Here is a 14,111-nt window from a genome sequence, read left to right as displayed (position 1 = left end):
GCAAAACCCTGGCCTGCGCGATGCCGAGGCCGGTTGCCACAGCCAGTCGGTTTCGCGCAGAATAACGCGCGAAAGGCGGCTCTAACGAGCCGTATTGCGCACCGCTCCCCTGCGTAGGAGTTCTCATGTCGTACGTCGACGCCGAGATCGCGAGCCAGCCCGACTGCTGGCGGGAGGCCGCACGACTCGCCGCCACCGCCGCCGACCGTCTCCCCCGCCCCGGCGAGCGGGTCGCCGTCGTGGGTTGCGGCACGTCGTGGTTCATGGCGATGGCGTACGCGGCCCGCCGCGAGCACCTCGGCCAGGGCGAGACCGACGCCTTCCAGGCCTCCGAGTTCCCCGCCGGGCGGCGCTACGACCGGCTCGTCGCGATCACCCGCTCCGGCACCACCACCGAGGTCACCGAGCTGATCGCCGCCCTGCGCGGGCAGGTGCCGACCACCGTCCTGGTCGGCGACCCCGACTCCCCCGCCGTCGCGCTGGCCGACGCGGCGGTGCCCATGCCCTTCGCCGACGAGCGCTCGGTGGTGCAGACCCGCTTCGCGACCACCGCGCTGGCGCTGCTCCGCGCCCACCTCGGCGACAACATCGACGTGCTCGCCGCCGACGCGGAGGTGGCCGTACGTGCGCCGCTGCCGATCGACCCGACCCAGATCGAGCAGGTCACCTTCCTCGGCCGCGGCTGGACGGTCGGGCTGGCCCAGGAGGCCGCGCTGAAGTGCCGCGAGGCGGCCACCTTCTGGGCCGAGGCGTACCCGGCGATGGACTACCGGCACGGGCCGATCTCGATCGCGGCGCCGGGCCGGCTGGTCTGGGCGTTCGGCGAGCTGCCCGACGGGCTACCGGAGGACGTCGCGGCGACGGGGGCGGCGTTCGTGCACAGCCGCACCCACGGCTGCCGCACCGTGCTGGGCAGCTGGGCGGCCGGCCGTACGCCGGTCGACCCGATGGCCGACCTGATCCTGGCGCAGCGGTTCGCCGTCGCTCTCGCCACCAGCCGGGGCCTCGACCCCGACGCGCCCCGGCACCTGAGCCGGTCCGTGGTACTCGCGTGAGGCCCACCGACGTCGTCGTCGCGCTGGACGTCGGCGGCACCGGGATGAAGTGCGCGCTGGTCCGGGCCGACGGTGTCGTACTGCACGCCGAGCGGCACGCCACCGACGCCGGGCGCGGCCCGGACGCCGTGGTCGACACCGTCCTGGCGGTCGCCGAGGGGCTCGCCGGCAAGGCCCGCGCCGACGGGCTCGACCCGGTCGCGGCCGGCATCGCGGTGCCCGGGGTGATCGACGAGGCGCGCGGGATCGCCGCCTGGTCGGCGAACCTGGGCTTCCGGGACGTACCGCTGCGGGACCTGGCCCACGAGCGGCTCGGGCTGCCGACGGCGCTCGGCCACGACGTGCGCGCCGGCGGCCTGGCCGAGGCCCGGCTCGGCGCCGGCCGCGACGCCGGGCACGTCCTCTTCGTCGCGATCGGCACCGGGATCGCCGCCGCGCACGTGGTCGGCGGCACGGCCGCCACCGGCGCGCACGGCGCCGCGGGCGAGATCGGCCACATCCAGGTACGCCCCGGCGGGCCGCGCTGCGGCTGCGGCCGTCCCGGCTGCCTGGAGGCGGTGTCCTCCGCCGCCGCGATCGGACGGCGCTACTCGGCACTGGCCGGCGTACCGGCGACCGCCGCCGAGGTCGCCGAACGGGCGGCGGCCGGCGAGCCGCTGGCGGCGGACGTCTGGCGGGAAGCCGTCGAGGCGCTCGCCGACGGCCTCGCCGCCGGCCAGGCCCTCTACGACGTGCAGACCGTCGTGCTCGGCGGCGGGCTGACGCGGGCCGGCGCGCTGCTGTTCGACCCGCTGCGGGCCGCGTTGCACGAGCGGATGACGTTCCACCGGGAGCCGCGCCTGGTCGCGGCGGCCCTCGGCGACGAGGCCGGCTGCCTCGGCGCCGCCCTGCTCGCCCTCGACACTCTGGAGAAGTGATGGCCAACCGGGTGAACGGCAAGGTGGTGACGCCGACCGGCGTGATCCGGCAGGGCTGCGTGGAGTTGGAAGAGGGCCGGATCCGGGCGGTGGCCGAATACCCGTCGGTCCGCGACGGGCACTGGATCGTGCCGGGCTTCGTCGACATGCACACGCACGGCGGCGGCGGGCACACCTTCACCACCGGCGACGCCGAGCAGGCCCGGCAGGCCGCCGACTTCCACCTGCGGCACGGCACCACCACCCTGCTGGCCAGCCTGGTCAGCTCGCCTTTCGCGCTCATGCGCTCGGCCACCGAGGCGTTCGCCCCGCTCGTCGCCGAGGGGGTGCTGGCCGGGATCCACTTCGAGGGGCCGTATCTCTCCTCCGCCCGCTGCGGCGCGCAGAACCCCGAGTACCTGCGCGACCCGTCGACGGACGAGCTGGCGGAGCTGATCGAGCTGGGCGGCGGGGCGGTCCGGATGGTCACCCTCGCCCCCGAGCGGGACGGCGCACTGGCGGCGATCAAGCTGCTCACCGCGCACCGGGTGGTCGCCGCGGTCGGCCACACCGACGCCACGTACGACGAGACCCGCGCCGCGGTCGCGGCGGGCGCGAGCGTCGGCACCCACCTGTTCAACGGGATGCGGCCGGTGCACCACCGCGAGCCCGGCCCGGTGGTGGCCCTGCTGGACGCCCCGAACGTGGTCTGCGAGCTGGTCGCCGACGGCGTGCACCTGCACGACGGAATGCTGACCTTCGCCACCTCGACGGCGGGCCCCGAGCGGGCCGCCCTGATCACCGACGCGATGGCCGCCGCCGGCATGTCCGACGGCGAGTACGACCTGGGCGGCCAGACCGTCACGGTGGCGGACGGCGTGGCCCGGCTGGCCCGCGACGGCGCGATCGCGGGCAGCACCCTGACCATGGACGCCGCGCTGCGGCACGCGGTGGCCGCCGGGATCCCGATCGCGGACGCCGTGCGGATGGCCGCCACCACGCCGGCCCGCGCGATCGGCCTCGGCGACCAGCTGGGCGCGCTCCAGGTCGGGCTCCGGGCCGACCTGGTGGTGCTCGACGACGACCTGAACGTGGTCCGGGTGATGCGCGGCGGCTCCTGGGTGGAGTGATCGGACGGCCGGCCTGCTCGGGCCGGCCTGCTCGGACCGGCCTACTCGGTCCGGGCGCTGTCGAGCTGCCCCATCTGTGAGACCACCCCCGCCGGCCTGATGCTGTCGCCGATGCCCCCGGGGTGCCCCTTCGAATTGGCCGGGGCCATCAGGCGCGAGGTCACCCGCTGAGACCGCGATGCGGTGTCCATCGCACTCCTGCGCCCTGCCACTGTGTCGCGTCATCGGCTACGGCATCCGTCAGCCATGCGAATCGAGCTCTGGACCGACGTCGTCTGCGCGTGGGCGTACATCGGCAAGCGGCGGCTGGAGCGGGCACTGGCATCGAGCTGCGACGAGGGGCGTTCGGGATTCACCGGGTGACGAGGCGGTGGCACCCTCGGGTCTGCCCCGTCTGTAGGGGCAGCTCGACAGCGCCAGCCAAAGCACGTCGGGACGGACACGAACGACGAGCGACGAGCGACGGGCAAACGACGGGCGGGCGACGGACCGTCAGCCGACGGTGGGGACCTCGACGCCGAGCACGGCCTGCTCGTCGGGGCGGTGCACCAGCACGTCGGAGAGGAACGACTGCACGGCCGGGCCCATCCCGACGTCCCGGCCGGCCCGCTCGGAGAGCAGCCACTTGTGCTCGATGATCTGCGAGAAGAGCTCCTGCGGCTCCAACTTGCGGCGCAGGTGCGCGGGCACGGCCCGGACCACCGGCTCGAAGACCTCGGTCAGCCAGCGGTGCGCGGCCTGCTGCTCGTCGGTCAGGTAACTCTCGGCCCGGTAGGCGTCGAGGTTGTTGAGCAGCCGGCGGGCCTGGTTCTCCTCGGCGTCCAGGCCGGTCAGGCGAAGCAGCCGCCGGGTGTGGTAGCCGGCGTCGACCACCTTCGGCCGGACCAGGTAGCGCCCGTTGTCGATCGTGGACATGGCCACCTCGGCCACGTCGAAGCCCAGCTCGTTGAGGCGGCGGATCCGCCCCTCTATGTCGTGCCGGGCCTCCCGCTCGACCTGCTGCTCGTACGTTATCTCGTGCCACAGCCGCTCGTAGCGCTGCACGACCTCCTCGCAGACCACCTCCGGGTCGATCGACTCGTGCAGCAGCCCGGCGGCCTGGAGGTCGAGCGCCTCGCCGAAGATGTTGACCCGGGCGATCTCCAGGTCCTCGCCGCGCTGGCCGTTGGAGAGGGAGTGGTGCAGGGCGCCGGTCTCGGCGTCCACCAGGTAGGCGGCGAACGCGCCGGCGTCCCGCCGGAACAGCGTGTTCGACAGCGAGCAGTCGCCCCAGAAGAAGCCCGTCAGGTGCATCCGCACGATCAGGGCCGCCAACGCGTCGAGCAGCCGGCCCAGCGTCTCCGGGCGCAGTGTGTGCGAGAAGAGCGCCCGGTAGGGCAGCGAGAACTGGAGGTGCCGGGTGATCAGCACCGGGTCGAGCGGTTCGCCGTCGTCGGTCTGCCGGTCGGCGACGATCGCCACCGCCTCCACCGACGGGAAGTCGATCCGCTCCAGGGCGCGCAGCAGGTCGTACTCCCGCTCGGCGACCCGCTCGCCGGTCTCCTTGACCGCGTAGACGTAGCCGCCCAGCCGGACGAAGCGGACGATGTGCCGGGAGATGCCCTGGGGCAGCGCCACCAGGTGTTGCGCAGGCCACTCCTCCAGCGGAGTCGACCAGGGGAGATCGAGCAACGCCGGGTCCACGAGGGCCGAGGTGATCCGCACGGGGACAAGTCTGACGGGTGTACCCATCGAGCGCCTCCCATCGTGGCTGGGCACACAGCCGCCCCGGCCCGTCCCGGTCCGGCGCCGACCGGGGCCGGTAGCGTGGTCGGGGTGCGGGAGACCACGGCGGTACGGGGAAAGGTGCGGCTCAGGCCGGTCCGGCCGGCCGGCTGGTGGTTCGACGCGCTCCTGCTCACCGCCCTGATCGGGTTGACCGTGGCGCTCGCCGCCGAACGGCTCTTCGGGATCGACCGCGCGATCGCCGACTGGTCGGCGGCGCACCGGCCGACGGCCGCGCACTGGACGGCGGTGATCCTCAACTATCTCGGCCAGGGCACCCCGCTGACGTTGATCGCCCTGGGGCTCGGGGTGCTACTCGCGGTGCGGCTGAGATCGGTCCGCCCGGTGCTGCCACCGGTGCTCGCCTTCGCCCTCAGCTATCTCACCATCGGCCCGCTCAAGGTGTGGACCGCCCGACCCGCGCCCAGCGCGAGCGTCAAGGATCCCTTCCTGCCCGCCGAGCAGACCCTCCCGCTGTTCCAGGACGAACTGCCACTCCGCTTCGCCCAGTCCTACCCCTCCGGCCACGTCGCGAACGCGATCCTCTGGTACGGCGTCATCGCGCTGCTGCTCGCCCCGCTGCTGCGCACGTACGGCCGGACCGTGCCGCCCCGGCTGGTCACCGTCGTCCGGGTGGTGCCGCCGGTCGTCGTGCTCTGCACCACCACCTACCTGGGCTGGCACTGGCTGACCGACTCGGTCGCCGGGCTGCTGCTCGGGCTCCTCCTGGACCGGCTGGTGCACCGGGTGCCGTGGGACGACCTGCCGTTGCCGGGGGCGCTGCGGGACTGGAACCGGCCGTTCATCTCCGCCCCCTAGGGTCCCGCCGTGGAGCAACTGGCGCGCCGGCTGGGCGTACGAGATGCGGTGGTCATCGGTCTGGGCTCGATGCTCGGCGCGGGCGTCTTCGTCGTCTTCGCGCCCGCCGCGGCGGCGGCCGGCGGGGCCGGGCTGCTGGCGGCGCTCGTGCTGGCCGGCTTCATCGCCTTCTGCAACGCGACCAGCTCGGCCCGGCTGGCCGCCCGCTACCCGGAGTCCGGCGGCACCTACGTGTACGGGCGGGAGCGACTCGGCCCGTTCGCCGGTTTCCTGGCCGGCTGGGGTTTCGTGGTCGGCAAGACGGCGAGCTGTGCGGCGATGGCGCTGACCATCGGGGCGTACCTCTGGCCGGGGCAGGCCCGGCTCGTGGCGGTCGGCGCGGTGCTGGCGGTGACCGCCGTGAACCTGCGCGGCATCGGCCGGACCGCGACCGCGACGAAGGTGCTGGTCGGCGTGGTGCTCGCGGTGCTGGCCCTGGTCGCGGTGGTCGGCGCGGTCGGCGGCGGCGTCTCGCTCGACCGGCTCGGCGACCTCGACGCTTCCGGGCGGGGCGTGCTCACCGCCGCCGGGCTGCTCTTCTTCGCCTTCGCCGGGTACGCCCGGATCGCCACCCTCGGCGAGGAGGTACGCGACCCGCAGCGGACCATCCCCCGGGCGGTCCCGCTGGCCCTCGGCGTGGTGCTGGCGGTCTACCTGGTGCTCGCCGTGGTGACGGTCGGCGTGCTCGGGGCCGACCGGCTGGCCGGTTCCGCCGCGCCCCTGGCCGACGTGGTGACCGCCGCCGGGCTGCCCGGCCTGGCCTGGCTGGTCCGGGCCGGGGCGACCGTGGCGGTGACGGGCGTCCTGCTCTCCCTGCTCGCCGGGGTGGGGCGCACCGCGCTGGCGATGGCCCGCCGCCGCGACCTGCCGGGGGCGCTCGCCGCCGTCCACCCCGTGCACCGGGTGCCGCACCGGGCGGAGCTGGCCGTGGCCGCGGTGGTGGTGCTGATCGTGCTGCTGGGCGACGTCCGCGACGCCATCGGCTTCTCCAGCTGCACCGTGCTGGTCTACTACGCGATCACCAACGCCGCCGCGCTGACGCTGGGCCGCGACCCGGGCCGCCGGCTGCCGGTGCGGGCGCTGGCCGTGCTGGGGCTGGTCGGCTGCCTGCTGCTCGCGGTCAACCTGCCGCTCTCCAGCGTGCTCACCGGCTTCGCCGTGCTGGCCGCCGGCACCGCCTGGTACGCCCTGCGCCCCCGGCGGGGCTGACCGCCGAGGCGCCGGGATGCCGGCCGGTCGGACGGGCCGTCACTCCTCCGGCTGCCGGGGCACCGGCGCGACCGGGTCCTCCGGCGGGGGTGGCGCGGCCTCGCGGAGCAGGGCGTTCAGGCCGGCCCGGCGGGCCACCACCGTCAGCCGGTCGCCCGCGACGATCACCAGGCGCGAATCGGGTGCCCAGTCGAGGCGCTGACCGGCCCGGGCGTGCGCCAGCAGGCGTACGCTCTCGGCCCGCCCGACGACGGCGAGCGGTCGACCGTCCAGCGACGAGCCGGCGGCGACCGAGACCTCGGTGACCAGCAGCGCGTGTCGGCCGACCGGGATGGTGGCTATCACCGCGCGGTCCAGCAGCGCGGCGGCGAACGACGGCGCGGCGAGGTAGGACACGCTGCGCGAGACGCCTATGCCGAACGCCTGCTGGATGCGTTCGGCGAAGTGGCCGTCGAAGAGGCGCAGCACCACCTGGAGTTCCGGGTTGACGGCCAGGCCGTTGAGCGCCGCCTGGAGGTTGGTCTCGTCGTCGGTGGAGACCACCACCAGCGCCTGGCAGCCACCCACGGACGCGGACTGGAGGGTCTCCTCCAGCGCGGCGTCCCCCACGATCAGCGGTACGCCCAGCCGCCGGGCCAGCGCGCCACCGCGCGGCTCGGGCACCCTGTCGATCGCCACCACCTCGACGCCGAAGTCGCAGAGCTGGGCCATCACCCGGGTGCCGACGTTGCCCAGCCCGACCACCACCACGTGCCCGGAGCGCTCGGGCTGGATGCGGCCGGAGTGCAGGGCCAGCCGGGCGTTGACTATGCCGTCCACCACCACGGCGGTGATCAGCGGGATCAGCGCCAGCCCGGCCAGGTTGAGCACCACCTGCATGACCTGCTCGGCCGCCGACTTGTCCGGGTCCGGATCCTGCCCGGTGAGCGTGGTGACCAGCGTGAGGTAGAGCGAGTCGGCCCAGCCTTTGTGCGAGGCGTACCCGTTGAGCCAGCCGAGCACGCCGATCACCATCAGCAGCACGATCACCGCGAGGCCGATCTTGCGGGTGGCGAAGCTGCGTACCGCACGCAGCAGCACGGTCAGGGGGCGGCGGCGTCGGCGGGCCCGCACCAGGCGGCGGGCGGCCAACTCCGTCCCGGGTGGCGTCCCGGTCGCCTCGGCGATCACCAGGTCGGCCACGGGTTCGTCGGCGGGCAGCAGGCGGACCTGCTGGGAGTCGCGGGTGTCGGCCACCCCGCAGACCACGTCGGTGGGGCGTACGTCGTCGCGGCGGGCCACGTAGAGGGTGCGTCCGCCGTGCCGGAAGTGGGTGGGTGCGACCTCGCCGAGGGCGGCGGCCACGAAGGCGGGGGCGGCCATGGAGGCGTCGGAGAGCACCGCCGAGTCGGGGAAGATCCGCCGCACCCCGTTGGCGAGGCCGGTGTTGAACATCCGTACCACCAGGCGCAGCCGGGGCTCGACCTCCTGCGCGCACAGCGCGGCGTGCATGTTGCCGACGTCGTCCTGGTGCAGCAGGGCCAGCCCGTCGGCGCCGGCCAGCCCGGCCCGGCGGAAGGTGACCTCGTCCAGCCGGTCGGCGCGCACCACCTCGACGCCCTGGAGGCCCCGCCCGTCGGGCTCGTCGGAGCGCGGTCGTTCCGGCACGACCAGGGTGATCCGGACGCGTCCGTCCTGGAACTCGGTGGCGAGCAACGCCCGCACCACCCAGTAGGCGAGGGCGTCGCGTCCACAGACCACGTAGTGCGCCCGCGCGTCACCGTTGACCCGGAGCCGCCGGCTGGCACGCCGCGCACGATCCAGCAGGGGCTCCGCCATGTGCCGAATCGTAGTCAGCCGGTCGCTCCGGGCGCAGCCCCTTGATCATGAAAACTGGTCGCGCCGGCATGTCCCGGCCGGAGACGGGTAGGGCACCGGCATGCAGACGTTCCTGCCGTACCCGGACTTTCTGGCCAGTGCCCGGACGCTGGACCAGAGGCGGCTCGGCAAGCAGCGGGTGGAGACCATCCAGGTGCTGCGCGGGCTGACCTGGCCCACGTACGGCTGGCGCAACCATCCGGCGGTGAAGATGTGGGCCGGGTACGAGGAGGCCCTCACCCGGTACGGGTTGGACGTCTGCGCGGTCTGGTGCGAGCCCGGTCGGGCCGACACCTGCGCGGCCACGATGACCGCCGATCTCGCCACCGCCTGCGGCCTGACCCGGGTCCGCACCCAGCGTGAGCTCGCCGAGGCCGGGGAACTGCCGCCGTGGCTGGGCCGCGACGACCTGCACCTGAGCCACCGCTCGTCACTGCTGCGCAAGGACCCCGGGCACTACGGCCCGATCTTCGGCGACGACGTCCCGCCCGACCTGGAGTACGTCTGGCCCGACTCCGACCGCGAGCGCCGCTGCCCGCCCCCGCCGGCGTGAAAGGAAGGGCACCTCGTCAACGCCTGAGGTAGAAGAAGGGTCCCTTCCTTTCACCTGAGGGCAGACTGGGGGCACACCTGGCGGAGAGGTGCACATGGCGCTGTCGAAAGTGGTCGGTCGGCTCATCGGCGTACGCGAGCACGAGGTCGACCCGGGCGGTGGCGGCGCCCCCCGCGTGCCGCGTCACGTGCGGGCCGTGGTGGTCGGCGGCGGGATCGCCGGCATGTCGGCGGCGGTGGTGCTGGCCGAACGAGGGGTGACGGTGACCGTGCTGGAGACGGCGCCCACCCTCGGCGGGCGGCTCGGGGCGTGGCCGGAGACGTTCGCCGACGGCACGCGGCAGATGAACGAGCACGGCTTCCACGCGTTCTTCCGGCAGTACTACAACTGGCGCTCGATCCTGCGCCGCGCCGACCCGGGGCTCGGCTTCCTCCGGCCGGTTCCGGGCTACCCGGTCCTCAGCGAGCGGTGGCCGACCGAGGAGTTCGGCCGGCTGCCGCCCGCGCCGCCGATGAACCTGCTGGCGCTGCTGCTGCGCAGCCCGAGCCTGCGCCTGGCTGACCTGCTCGGAATGGACCGGGACGCGGCGCTGCCGCTGCTCACCTACGACCCGCGGCGCACCTACGCCGAGTTCGACGACAGCACCGCCGACGCGCTGCTCACCTCGCTGCGGCTGCCCGACCGGGCCCGCGCGATGCTCTTCGAGGTGTTCTCCCACTCGTTCTTCAACCACGAGGCGGAGATGTCGGCCGCCGAGATGATCGCGCAGTTCCACTTCTACCTGCTGGGCAATCCGGAGGGGCTGGCCTTCGACTGCCCCGACGAGGACTACGCGGCGGCGATCTGGGAGCCGCTGGCCCGGCACGTGGAGAGGCACGGCGGCCGGGTCGTCACCGACGCCGCCGTCACCGCCCTGGCCCGCGACGGCGCCGGCTGGCGGGTGGCGACCGCCGACGGCACGGCGTACCCGGCCGGGCACGTGGTGCTCGCCGTCGACCCGCCCGCCCTGGCCACGCTGGTCGCGGCCTCGCCCGGGCTGGCCGACCACGCACCCCGGCTGGCGGCGCAGGTGTCCGCGTTCGGCCGGCCCGGCCCGCCGTACGCGGTGGCGCGCTACTGGTGCGACGGGGACGTGGCCGCCGACCGGGCGGTGTTCAGCGGGGTGTCCCGGCAGCCCACCCTGGACTCGGTGACCCTCTACCACCGGCTGGAGAACGAGTCCCGCCGCTGGGCCGGACGCACCGGCGGCTCGGTCGTGGAGCTGCACGCGTACGCCTGCGAGCCGGGCGTGCCCGCCGAGGAGCTGGCCGAACGGATGCGGGTCGAGCTGACCGCGCTCTGGCCGGAGGCGGCCCGGCTGCGGGTACGCGAGCTGCGCGCCCGGGTGGAGGCGCGGGCACCGGCGTTCACGCCCGGCAGCCACGCCTGGCGGCCGGGGGTGCGCACCGACGCCGACGGGCTCTACCTGGCCGGCGACGGCATCCGGACCGACTTCCCGAGCGCGTTGATGGAGCGGTCGGCGGCGACCGGGATCATCGCGGCCAACCACATCCTGCGGGCCGAGGGCGGCGCGGCGGAGCCGGTCCGCTCGATCCGGCCGCGGGGCCTGCTCGCCTGACCGGGTGCAGGACAGGCAACGGGATCGCTCGGCTCACCTGGCCTACCGCAACGCCACCCTGACGTGCCGGCGCCTCGATCGAAATCCGTTGCCCCTCTGTCCCCCGCCGACCTACCGTGAGCGCGCAAGGTCAACCACCGCCACGGGAGCCGGTCATGTCGATGTCGCACGTCACCCACGTGCCGTCGTGGCTGCCCACGCCCCTGGCCTCGCCGGCGGGCGGCGGCGGTTGCCGAGCTGAAGACCCCCGGGGCGGCCGGCCCGACTGACGTGTGCCCGCACGACGTCGAGCCGCCCGTCCGCACCGGACCGGCGGCTCTTTCGCTGTCCGGCCCACCCAGATCGTCACCGCCACGAAGGGAGACACCGGTGGACGCCGTCCTCGTCGTCAACGCCGACCTCGGCCCGCTGCACCGGGTCACCGTCCAGCACGCGATCCGGATGCTCTGCCGGCGGGTCGCCGAGATCCACGAGGCCGAGCCGGACCGGGTGATCGGGGTGTTCCCGGTGCCCCGGGTGGTGCGCCTCGTCCGCTACGTGGTGACCCGGTGGCGGTTCAGCGCCGGTCCGACCTGGTCCCGTGCCGGGGTGCTGCGCCGGGACGGGCGTTGCTGCGCGTACTGCGGCGGGCCGGCCGGCACCGTCGACCACGTCCTGCCCCGCTCGCGCGGCGGCCGGAACACCTGGCGGAACACGACGGCCGCCTGCTACGGCTGCAACCAGCACAAGGGCGACCGCACGCCGGCCGAGGCAGGCATGCCGCTGCGGCGCGAGCCGGTGGCCCCGAGCTGGGCGGCGATGACCGGGCGGTGACGGACCGGCCGGCGGGAACGGGGGGCCGCGTCGGGGGTACGACCCCGGCGCGGCACCCGCCGGCCCTCCGGGGACCAGTGGTCCGTCCACGAACTCCTGGCGCGGGCCATCACGTGGACCCGACGACCCGGACCCCGTTGGCGGTCTGCGAACGACAGTCAGCGTGGTGCCGGTGGCGTCCAGCCGAAGCGGGCCGGGCGGCGCTCGTGGAAGGCGGCAACCCCCTCGCGGGCCTCACCGCTGGCCCGTACCTGCCCGTGCCACCAGGCGATCCGGTCGTCGTCCGCCCGGCCGTCGACGATCTCCTTGGCCGCCGCGACGCTGAGCTGCGACCGGGCGACCATGGCGGCGGTGAGCTCGTCCACCCGGGCGGCGAGCAGGTCGACCGGCAGCACCTCGTCGACCAGGCCCACCCGCAGCGCCCGTTCGGCGTCGATCAGCTCGGCGGTGAAGAGCAGGTGCTTGGCCGCGGCCGGCCCGACCAGCCCGGCCAGCCGGCGGGTGGTCGGTGCCGGGTACACCAGGCCCAGCCGCGCCGGCGGCACGCCGAACCGCGCGTCGACGGTGGCGACCCGCAGGTCGCAGGCGACGGCGAGCTGGCAGCCGCCGCCCACGCACGCGCCCCGGACGGCGGCGACGGTCGGTTTGGCGAAGGCGGCGAGCCGTTCCTCGGCGGCCACCGCGATGCTGGCGTCACCGGCGTCCAGCAGCTCGTCCAGGTCGCCCAGGTCCGCACCGGCGCAGAAGGTGCCCCCGGCGCCGGTGAGCACCAGTGCCCGGACGGCCGGATCGGCCTCCAGCCCGTCGAGCAGCTCCGGCAGCCGCCGCCACATCCCGGTGGTCATCGCGTTGCGCCGGGCCGGGTTGTGGATCACCACCGTCGCCACCGGCCCGGTCACCTCGACGAGGAGTTCCGCGTCCGACACCGTCACCACCCTTCGGCACCCGCCCGGCCGCCGGGAGCGGCGGCACGTCGGTGCGGCGACCATAGCGGCGCCGGCCCGACGACCACCGTGGCGGGGTGGTCGCCGGGCCGGCGACGGTACGGCTACGTCAGGAGACGTTGAGCGCGGTGTCGTCCACGACGAAGGACGTCTGGAGCGACACGTCCTCGGTGCCGGTGAACTTCAGGGTCACGGTCTGCCCCTTGTACGCGGCCAGCGAGAACGACTTCTGGCTGTACCCGGCGGCCTTGTTCAGGTTCGAGTACGTGGCCAGGGTCGCCAGCACCGTCCCGGAGGAGTTGAGCACCTGCACCCGCAGCGTGTCGTACGCGGTGCCGGTGGTGGTCTCCGCCGAGTCGATGTGCAGCCAGAAGCTGAAGTTGTACGACGTGCACCCCGCCGGCAGGCTCACCGACTGGGAGAGCGTCTCGGTGCGGGTGCTGCCGTACCCGTTCAGCCACGCGCTCCAGGTGCCGGTGCGGGCCGGCTGCGAGGCGCCGTGCTGGCCGATCACGCCCGAGCTCTGCGACCAGGTGGTGGCCCCGGACTCGAAGCCGGCGTTGCCGAGCTTCTGACCCGGGCTGGTGCAGCCGCCGCCGGTGCCGTTCACGGTCAACGTGTAGGTGGCGCTACGGGTGACCGAGCCGGCACCGTTCACGGTGACCGTGTAGGTGCCTGCCGGCGTGGCAGCCGTGGTGGCGACGGTCAGGGTCGACGAGCCGCCCGAGGTCACCGAGGCCGGGCTGAACGAGGCGGTCGCCCCGCTCGGCAGGCCGGCCGCCGACAGCGTCACGGTCTGCGCCGAGCCGCTGGTGATGGCGGTCGCCACGGTGGTGGAGACCGAACTGCCCGGGTTGACCGCGCCGGAGGTCGGCGAGAGCGAGACCGAGAAGTCGTTGCCGGTCGAGCACGGCGCGTCGTTGCCGGCCACGTTCACCGCCGTCCAGGCCGCCTGGACGGTCCGGTACTCGGTGGAGCAGCTGCCGTACAGGTCGGTCGCGGCGCGCAGGGTGTACGCCCGGGCAGTGTTCGCCGGGTTGCTGGTGTTCACGTACGACGTGTTCGAGGTGAAGTACGCGTCCAGCGCCCGCCACCAGATCTTCTCGGCCTTGACGCGGCCGATGCCGGTCACCGCCGGGGCGGAGCCGCAGATCGGCGAGGTGCCGTACGGGGTGGCACCGGTGCCCTCGGCGAGGTTGAAGAAGAAGTGGTTGGCCACGCCGGACGAGTAGTGCACGTTCTTGTTCTTGGTGGAGGTGGACCAGCAGCTGTCGCTCGAGCCGTCCAGGTTCGGGTTGTACATGTAGCGCAGCGGCGTACCGTCACCGTTGATGTTGATCTTCTCGCCGACCTGGTAGTCGCCCGGGTCGGCAGGGCTGTTGGCGTAGAACTCGACCATGTTGCCGAAGATGTC

The 14,111-nt window shown here is 74.2% G+C and carries 12 protein-coding genes; 8 read left to right on the top strand and 4 right to left on the bottom strand.

All coding sequences use genetic code 11. The features are described 5' to 3' along the window. The first annotated feature begins 125 nt into the window (after positions 1 to 125). Genes AB0D32_RS22255 through nagA form a run of 3 tightly spaced genes read left to right on the top strand, consistent with a single transcriptional unit; the run spans position 126 to position 3,081 of the window. On the top strand, positions 126 to 1,055 hold the full coding sequence (locus AB0D32_RS22255; protein ID WP_357093236.1) for an SIS domain-containing protein: 930 nt from the start codon (positions 126 to 128) through the stop codon (positions 1,053 to 1,055). Continuing rightward, positions 1,052 to 1,972: an ROK family protein gene (locus AB0D32_RS22250; RefSeq protein WP_357093233.1), complete on the top strand. Its 921-nt coding sequence runs from the start codon at positions 1,052 to 1,054 to the stop codon at positions 1,970 to 1,972. The genes AB0D32_RS22255 and AB0D32_RS22250 overlap by 4 nt, the downstream gene beginning before the upstream one ends. Next, positions 1,972 to 3,081, top strand: a complete 1,110-nt coding sequence (gene nagA / locus AB0D32_RS22245) for an N-acetylglucosamine-6-phosphate deacetylase (protein WP_357093231.1) — start codon at positions 1,972 to 1,974, stop codon at positions 3,079 to 3,081. Before AB0D32_RS22250 ends, nagA begins: the two co-directional genes overlap by 1 nt. Before the next feature lie 492 nt (positions 3,082 to 3,573). On the opposite strand, the gene AB0D32_RS22240 is transcribed toward nagA, so the two are convergent. Further along, a complete protein-coding gene (locus AB0D32_RS22240; RefSeq protein WP_357093228.1) occupies positions 3,574 to 4,785 on the bottom strand; it encodes a DUF4032 domain-containing protein in 1,212 nt (403 codons plus the stop codon). A gap of 111 nt (positions 4,786 to 4,896) precedes the next feature. Between AB0D32_RS22240 and AB0D32_RS22235 the strand changes: the two genes are divergently transcribed. After that, a complete protein-coding gene (locus AB0D32_RS22235; RefSeq protein ID WP_357093225.1) occupies positions 4,897 to 5,664 on the top strand; it encodes a phosphatase PAP2 family protein in 768 nt (255 codons plus the stop codon). A 9-nt stretch (positions 5,665 to 5,673) separates the two neighbouring features. Next, a complete protein-coding gene (locus AB0D32_RS22230; protein WP_357093223.1) occupies positions 5,674 to 6,912 on the top strand; it encodes an APC family permease in 1,239 nt (412 codons plus the stop codon). A 39-nt stretch (positions 6,913 to 6,951) separates the two neighbouring features. Here the strand turns inward: AB0D32_RS22230 and AB0D32_RS22225 are convergent, their stop codons facing one another. Next, positions 6,952 to 8,730: an NAD-binding protein gene (locus AB0D32_RS22225; protein ID WP_357093220.1), complete on the bottom strand. Its 1,779-nt coding sequence runs from the start codon at positions 8,728 to 8,730 to the stop codon at positions 6,952 to 6,954. A gap of 100 nt (positions 8,731 to 8,830) precedes the next feature. Here AB0D32_RS22225 and AB0D32_RS22220 point away from each other — a divergent pair, with 100 nt between their 5' ends. The 3 genes from AB0D32_RS22220 (at position 8,831) to AB0D32_RS22210 (ending at position 11,753) form a co-directional block, all read left to right on the top strand. After that, on the top strand, positions 8,831 to 9,322 hold the full coding sequence (locus AB0D32_RS22220; protein ID WP_357093218.1) for an MSMEG_6728 family protein: 492 nt from the start codon (positions 8,831 to 8,833) through the stop codon (positions 9,320 to 9,322). Positions 9,323 to 9,416: 94 nt separating this feature from the next. Further along, entirely contained in the window at positions 9,417 to 10,940 is a 1,524-nt protein-coding gene (locus AB0D32_RS22215) for an FAD-dependent oxidoreductase (RefSeq protein WP_357093216.1), read from the top strand. Positions 10,941 to 11,309: 369 nt separating this feature from the next. Then, the gene (locus tag AB0D32_RS22210) at positions 11,310 to 11,753 is read left to right on the top strand and encodes an HNH endonuclease (protein ID WP_357093212.1); all 444 of its coding nucleotides are present in this window, start codon (positions 11,310 to 11,312) and stop codon (positions 11,751 to 11,753) included. A gap of 158 nt (positions 11,754 to 11,911) precedes the next feature. On the opposite strand, the gene AB0D32_RS22205 is transcribed toward AB0D32_RS22210, so the two are convergent. Together AB0D32_RS22205 and AB0D32_RS22200 are read right to left on the bottom strand one after the other, a co-directional pair. Continuing rightward, positions 11,912 to 12,685 (bottom strand): enoyl-CoA hydratase/isomerase family protein, encoded by a 774-nt coding sequence (locus tag AB0D32_RS22205; protein ID WP_357093509.1) that lies wholly within the window; start codon positions 12,683 to 12,685, stop codon positions 11,912 to 11,914. Between the two features lie 121 nt (positions 12,686 to 12,806). Further along, positions 12,807 to 14,111: M4 family metallopeptidase (locus AB0D32_RS22200; RefSeq protein ID WP_357093209.1), on the bottom strand; the 1,305-nt coding region annotated here is incomplete at its 5' end.

The sequence above is a fragment of the Micromonospora sp. NPDC048170 genome (assembly GCF_040652795.1).
Classification (GTDB): Bacteria; Actinomycetota; Actinomycetes; order Mycobacteriales; family Micromonosporaceae; genus Micromonospora.
Note: the sequence above shows the minus strand (reverse complement) of the source record. Positions and strands in the feature narration are given on the sequence as shown.

Excerpts from the sequence above, each read along its gene's own strand:
- AB0D32_RS22215 (WP_357093216.1), top strand. The coding sequence starts at position 9,417 with ATGGCGCTGTCGAAAGTGGTCGGTCGGCTCATCGGCGTACGCGAGCAC.
- AB0D32_RS22255 (WP_357093236.1), top strand. The coding sequence starts at position 126 with ATGTCGTACGTCGACGCCGAGATCGCGAGCCAGCCCGACTGCTGGCGG.
- AB0D32_RS22220 (WP_357093218.1), top strand. The coding sequence starts at position 8,831 with ATGCAGACGTTCCTGCCGTACCCGGACTTTCTGGCCAGTGCCCGGACG.
- nagA (WP_357093231.1), top strand. The coding sequence starts at position 1,972 with ATGGCCAACCGGGTGAACGGCAAGGTGGTGACGCCGACCGGCGTGATC.
- AB0D32_RS22225 (WP_357093220.1), bottom strand. The coding sequence starts at position 8,730 with ATGGCGGAGCCCCTGCTGGATCGTGCGCGGCGTGCCAGCCGGCGGCTC.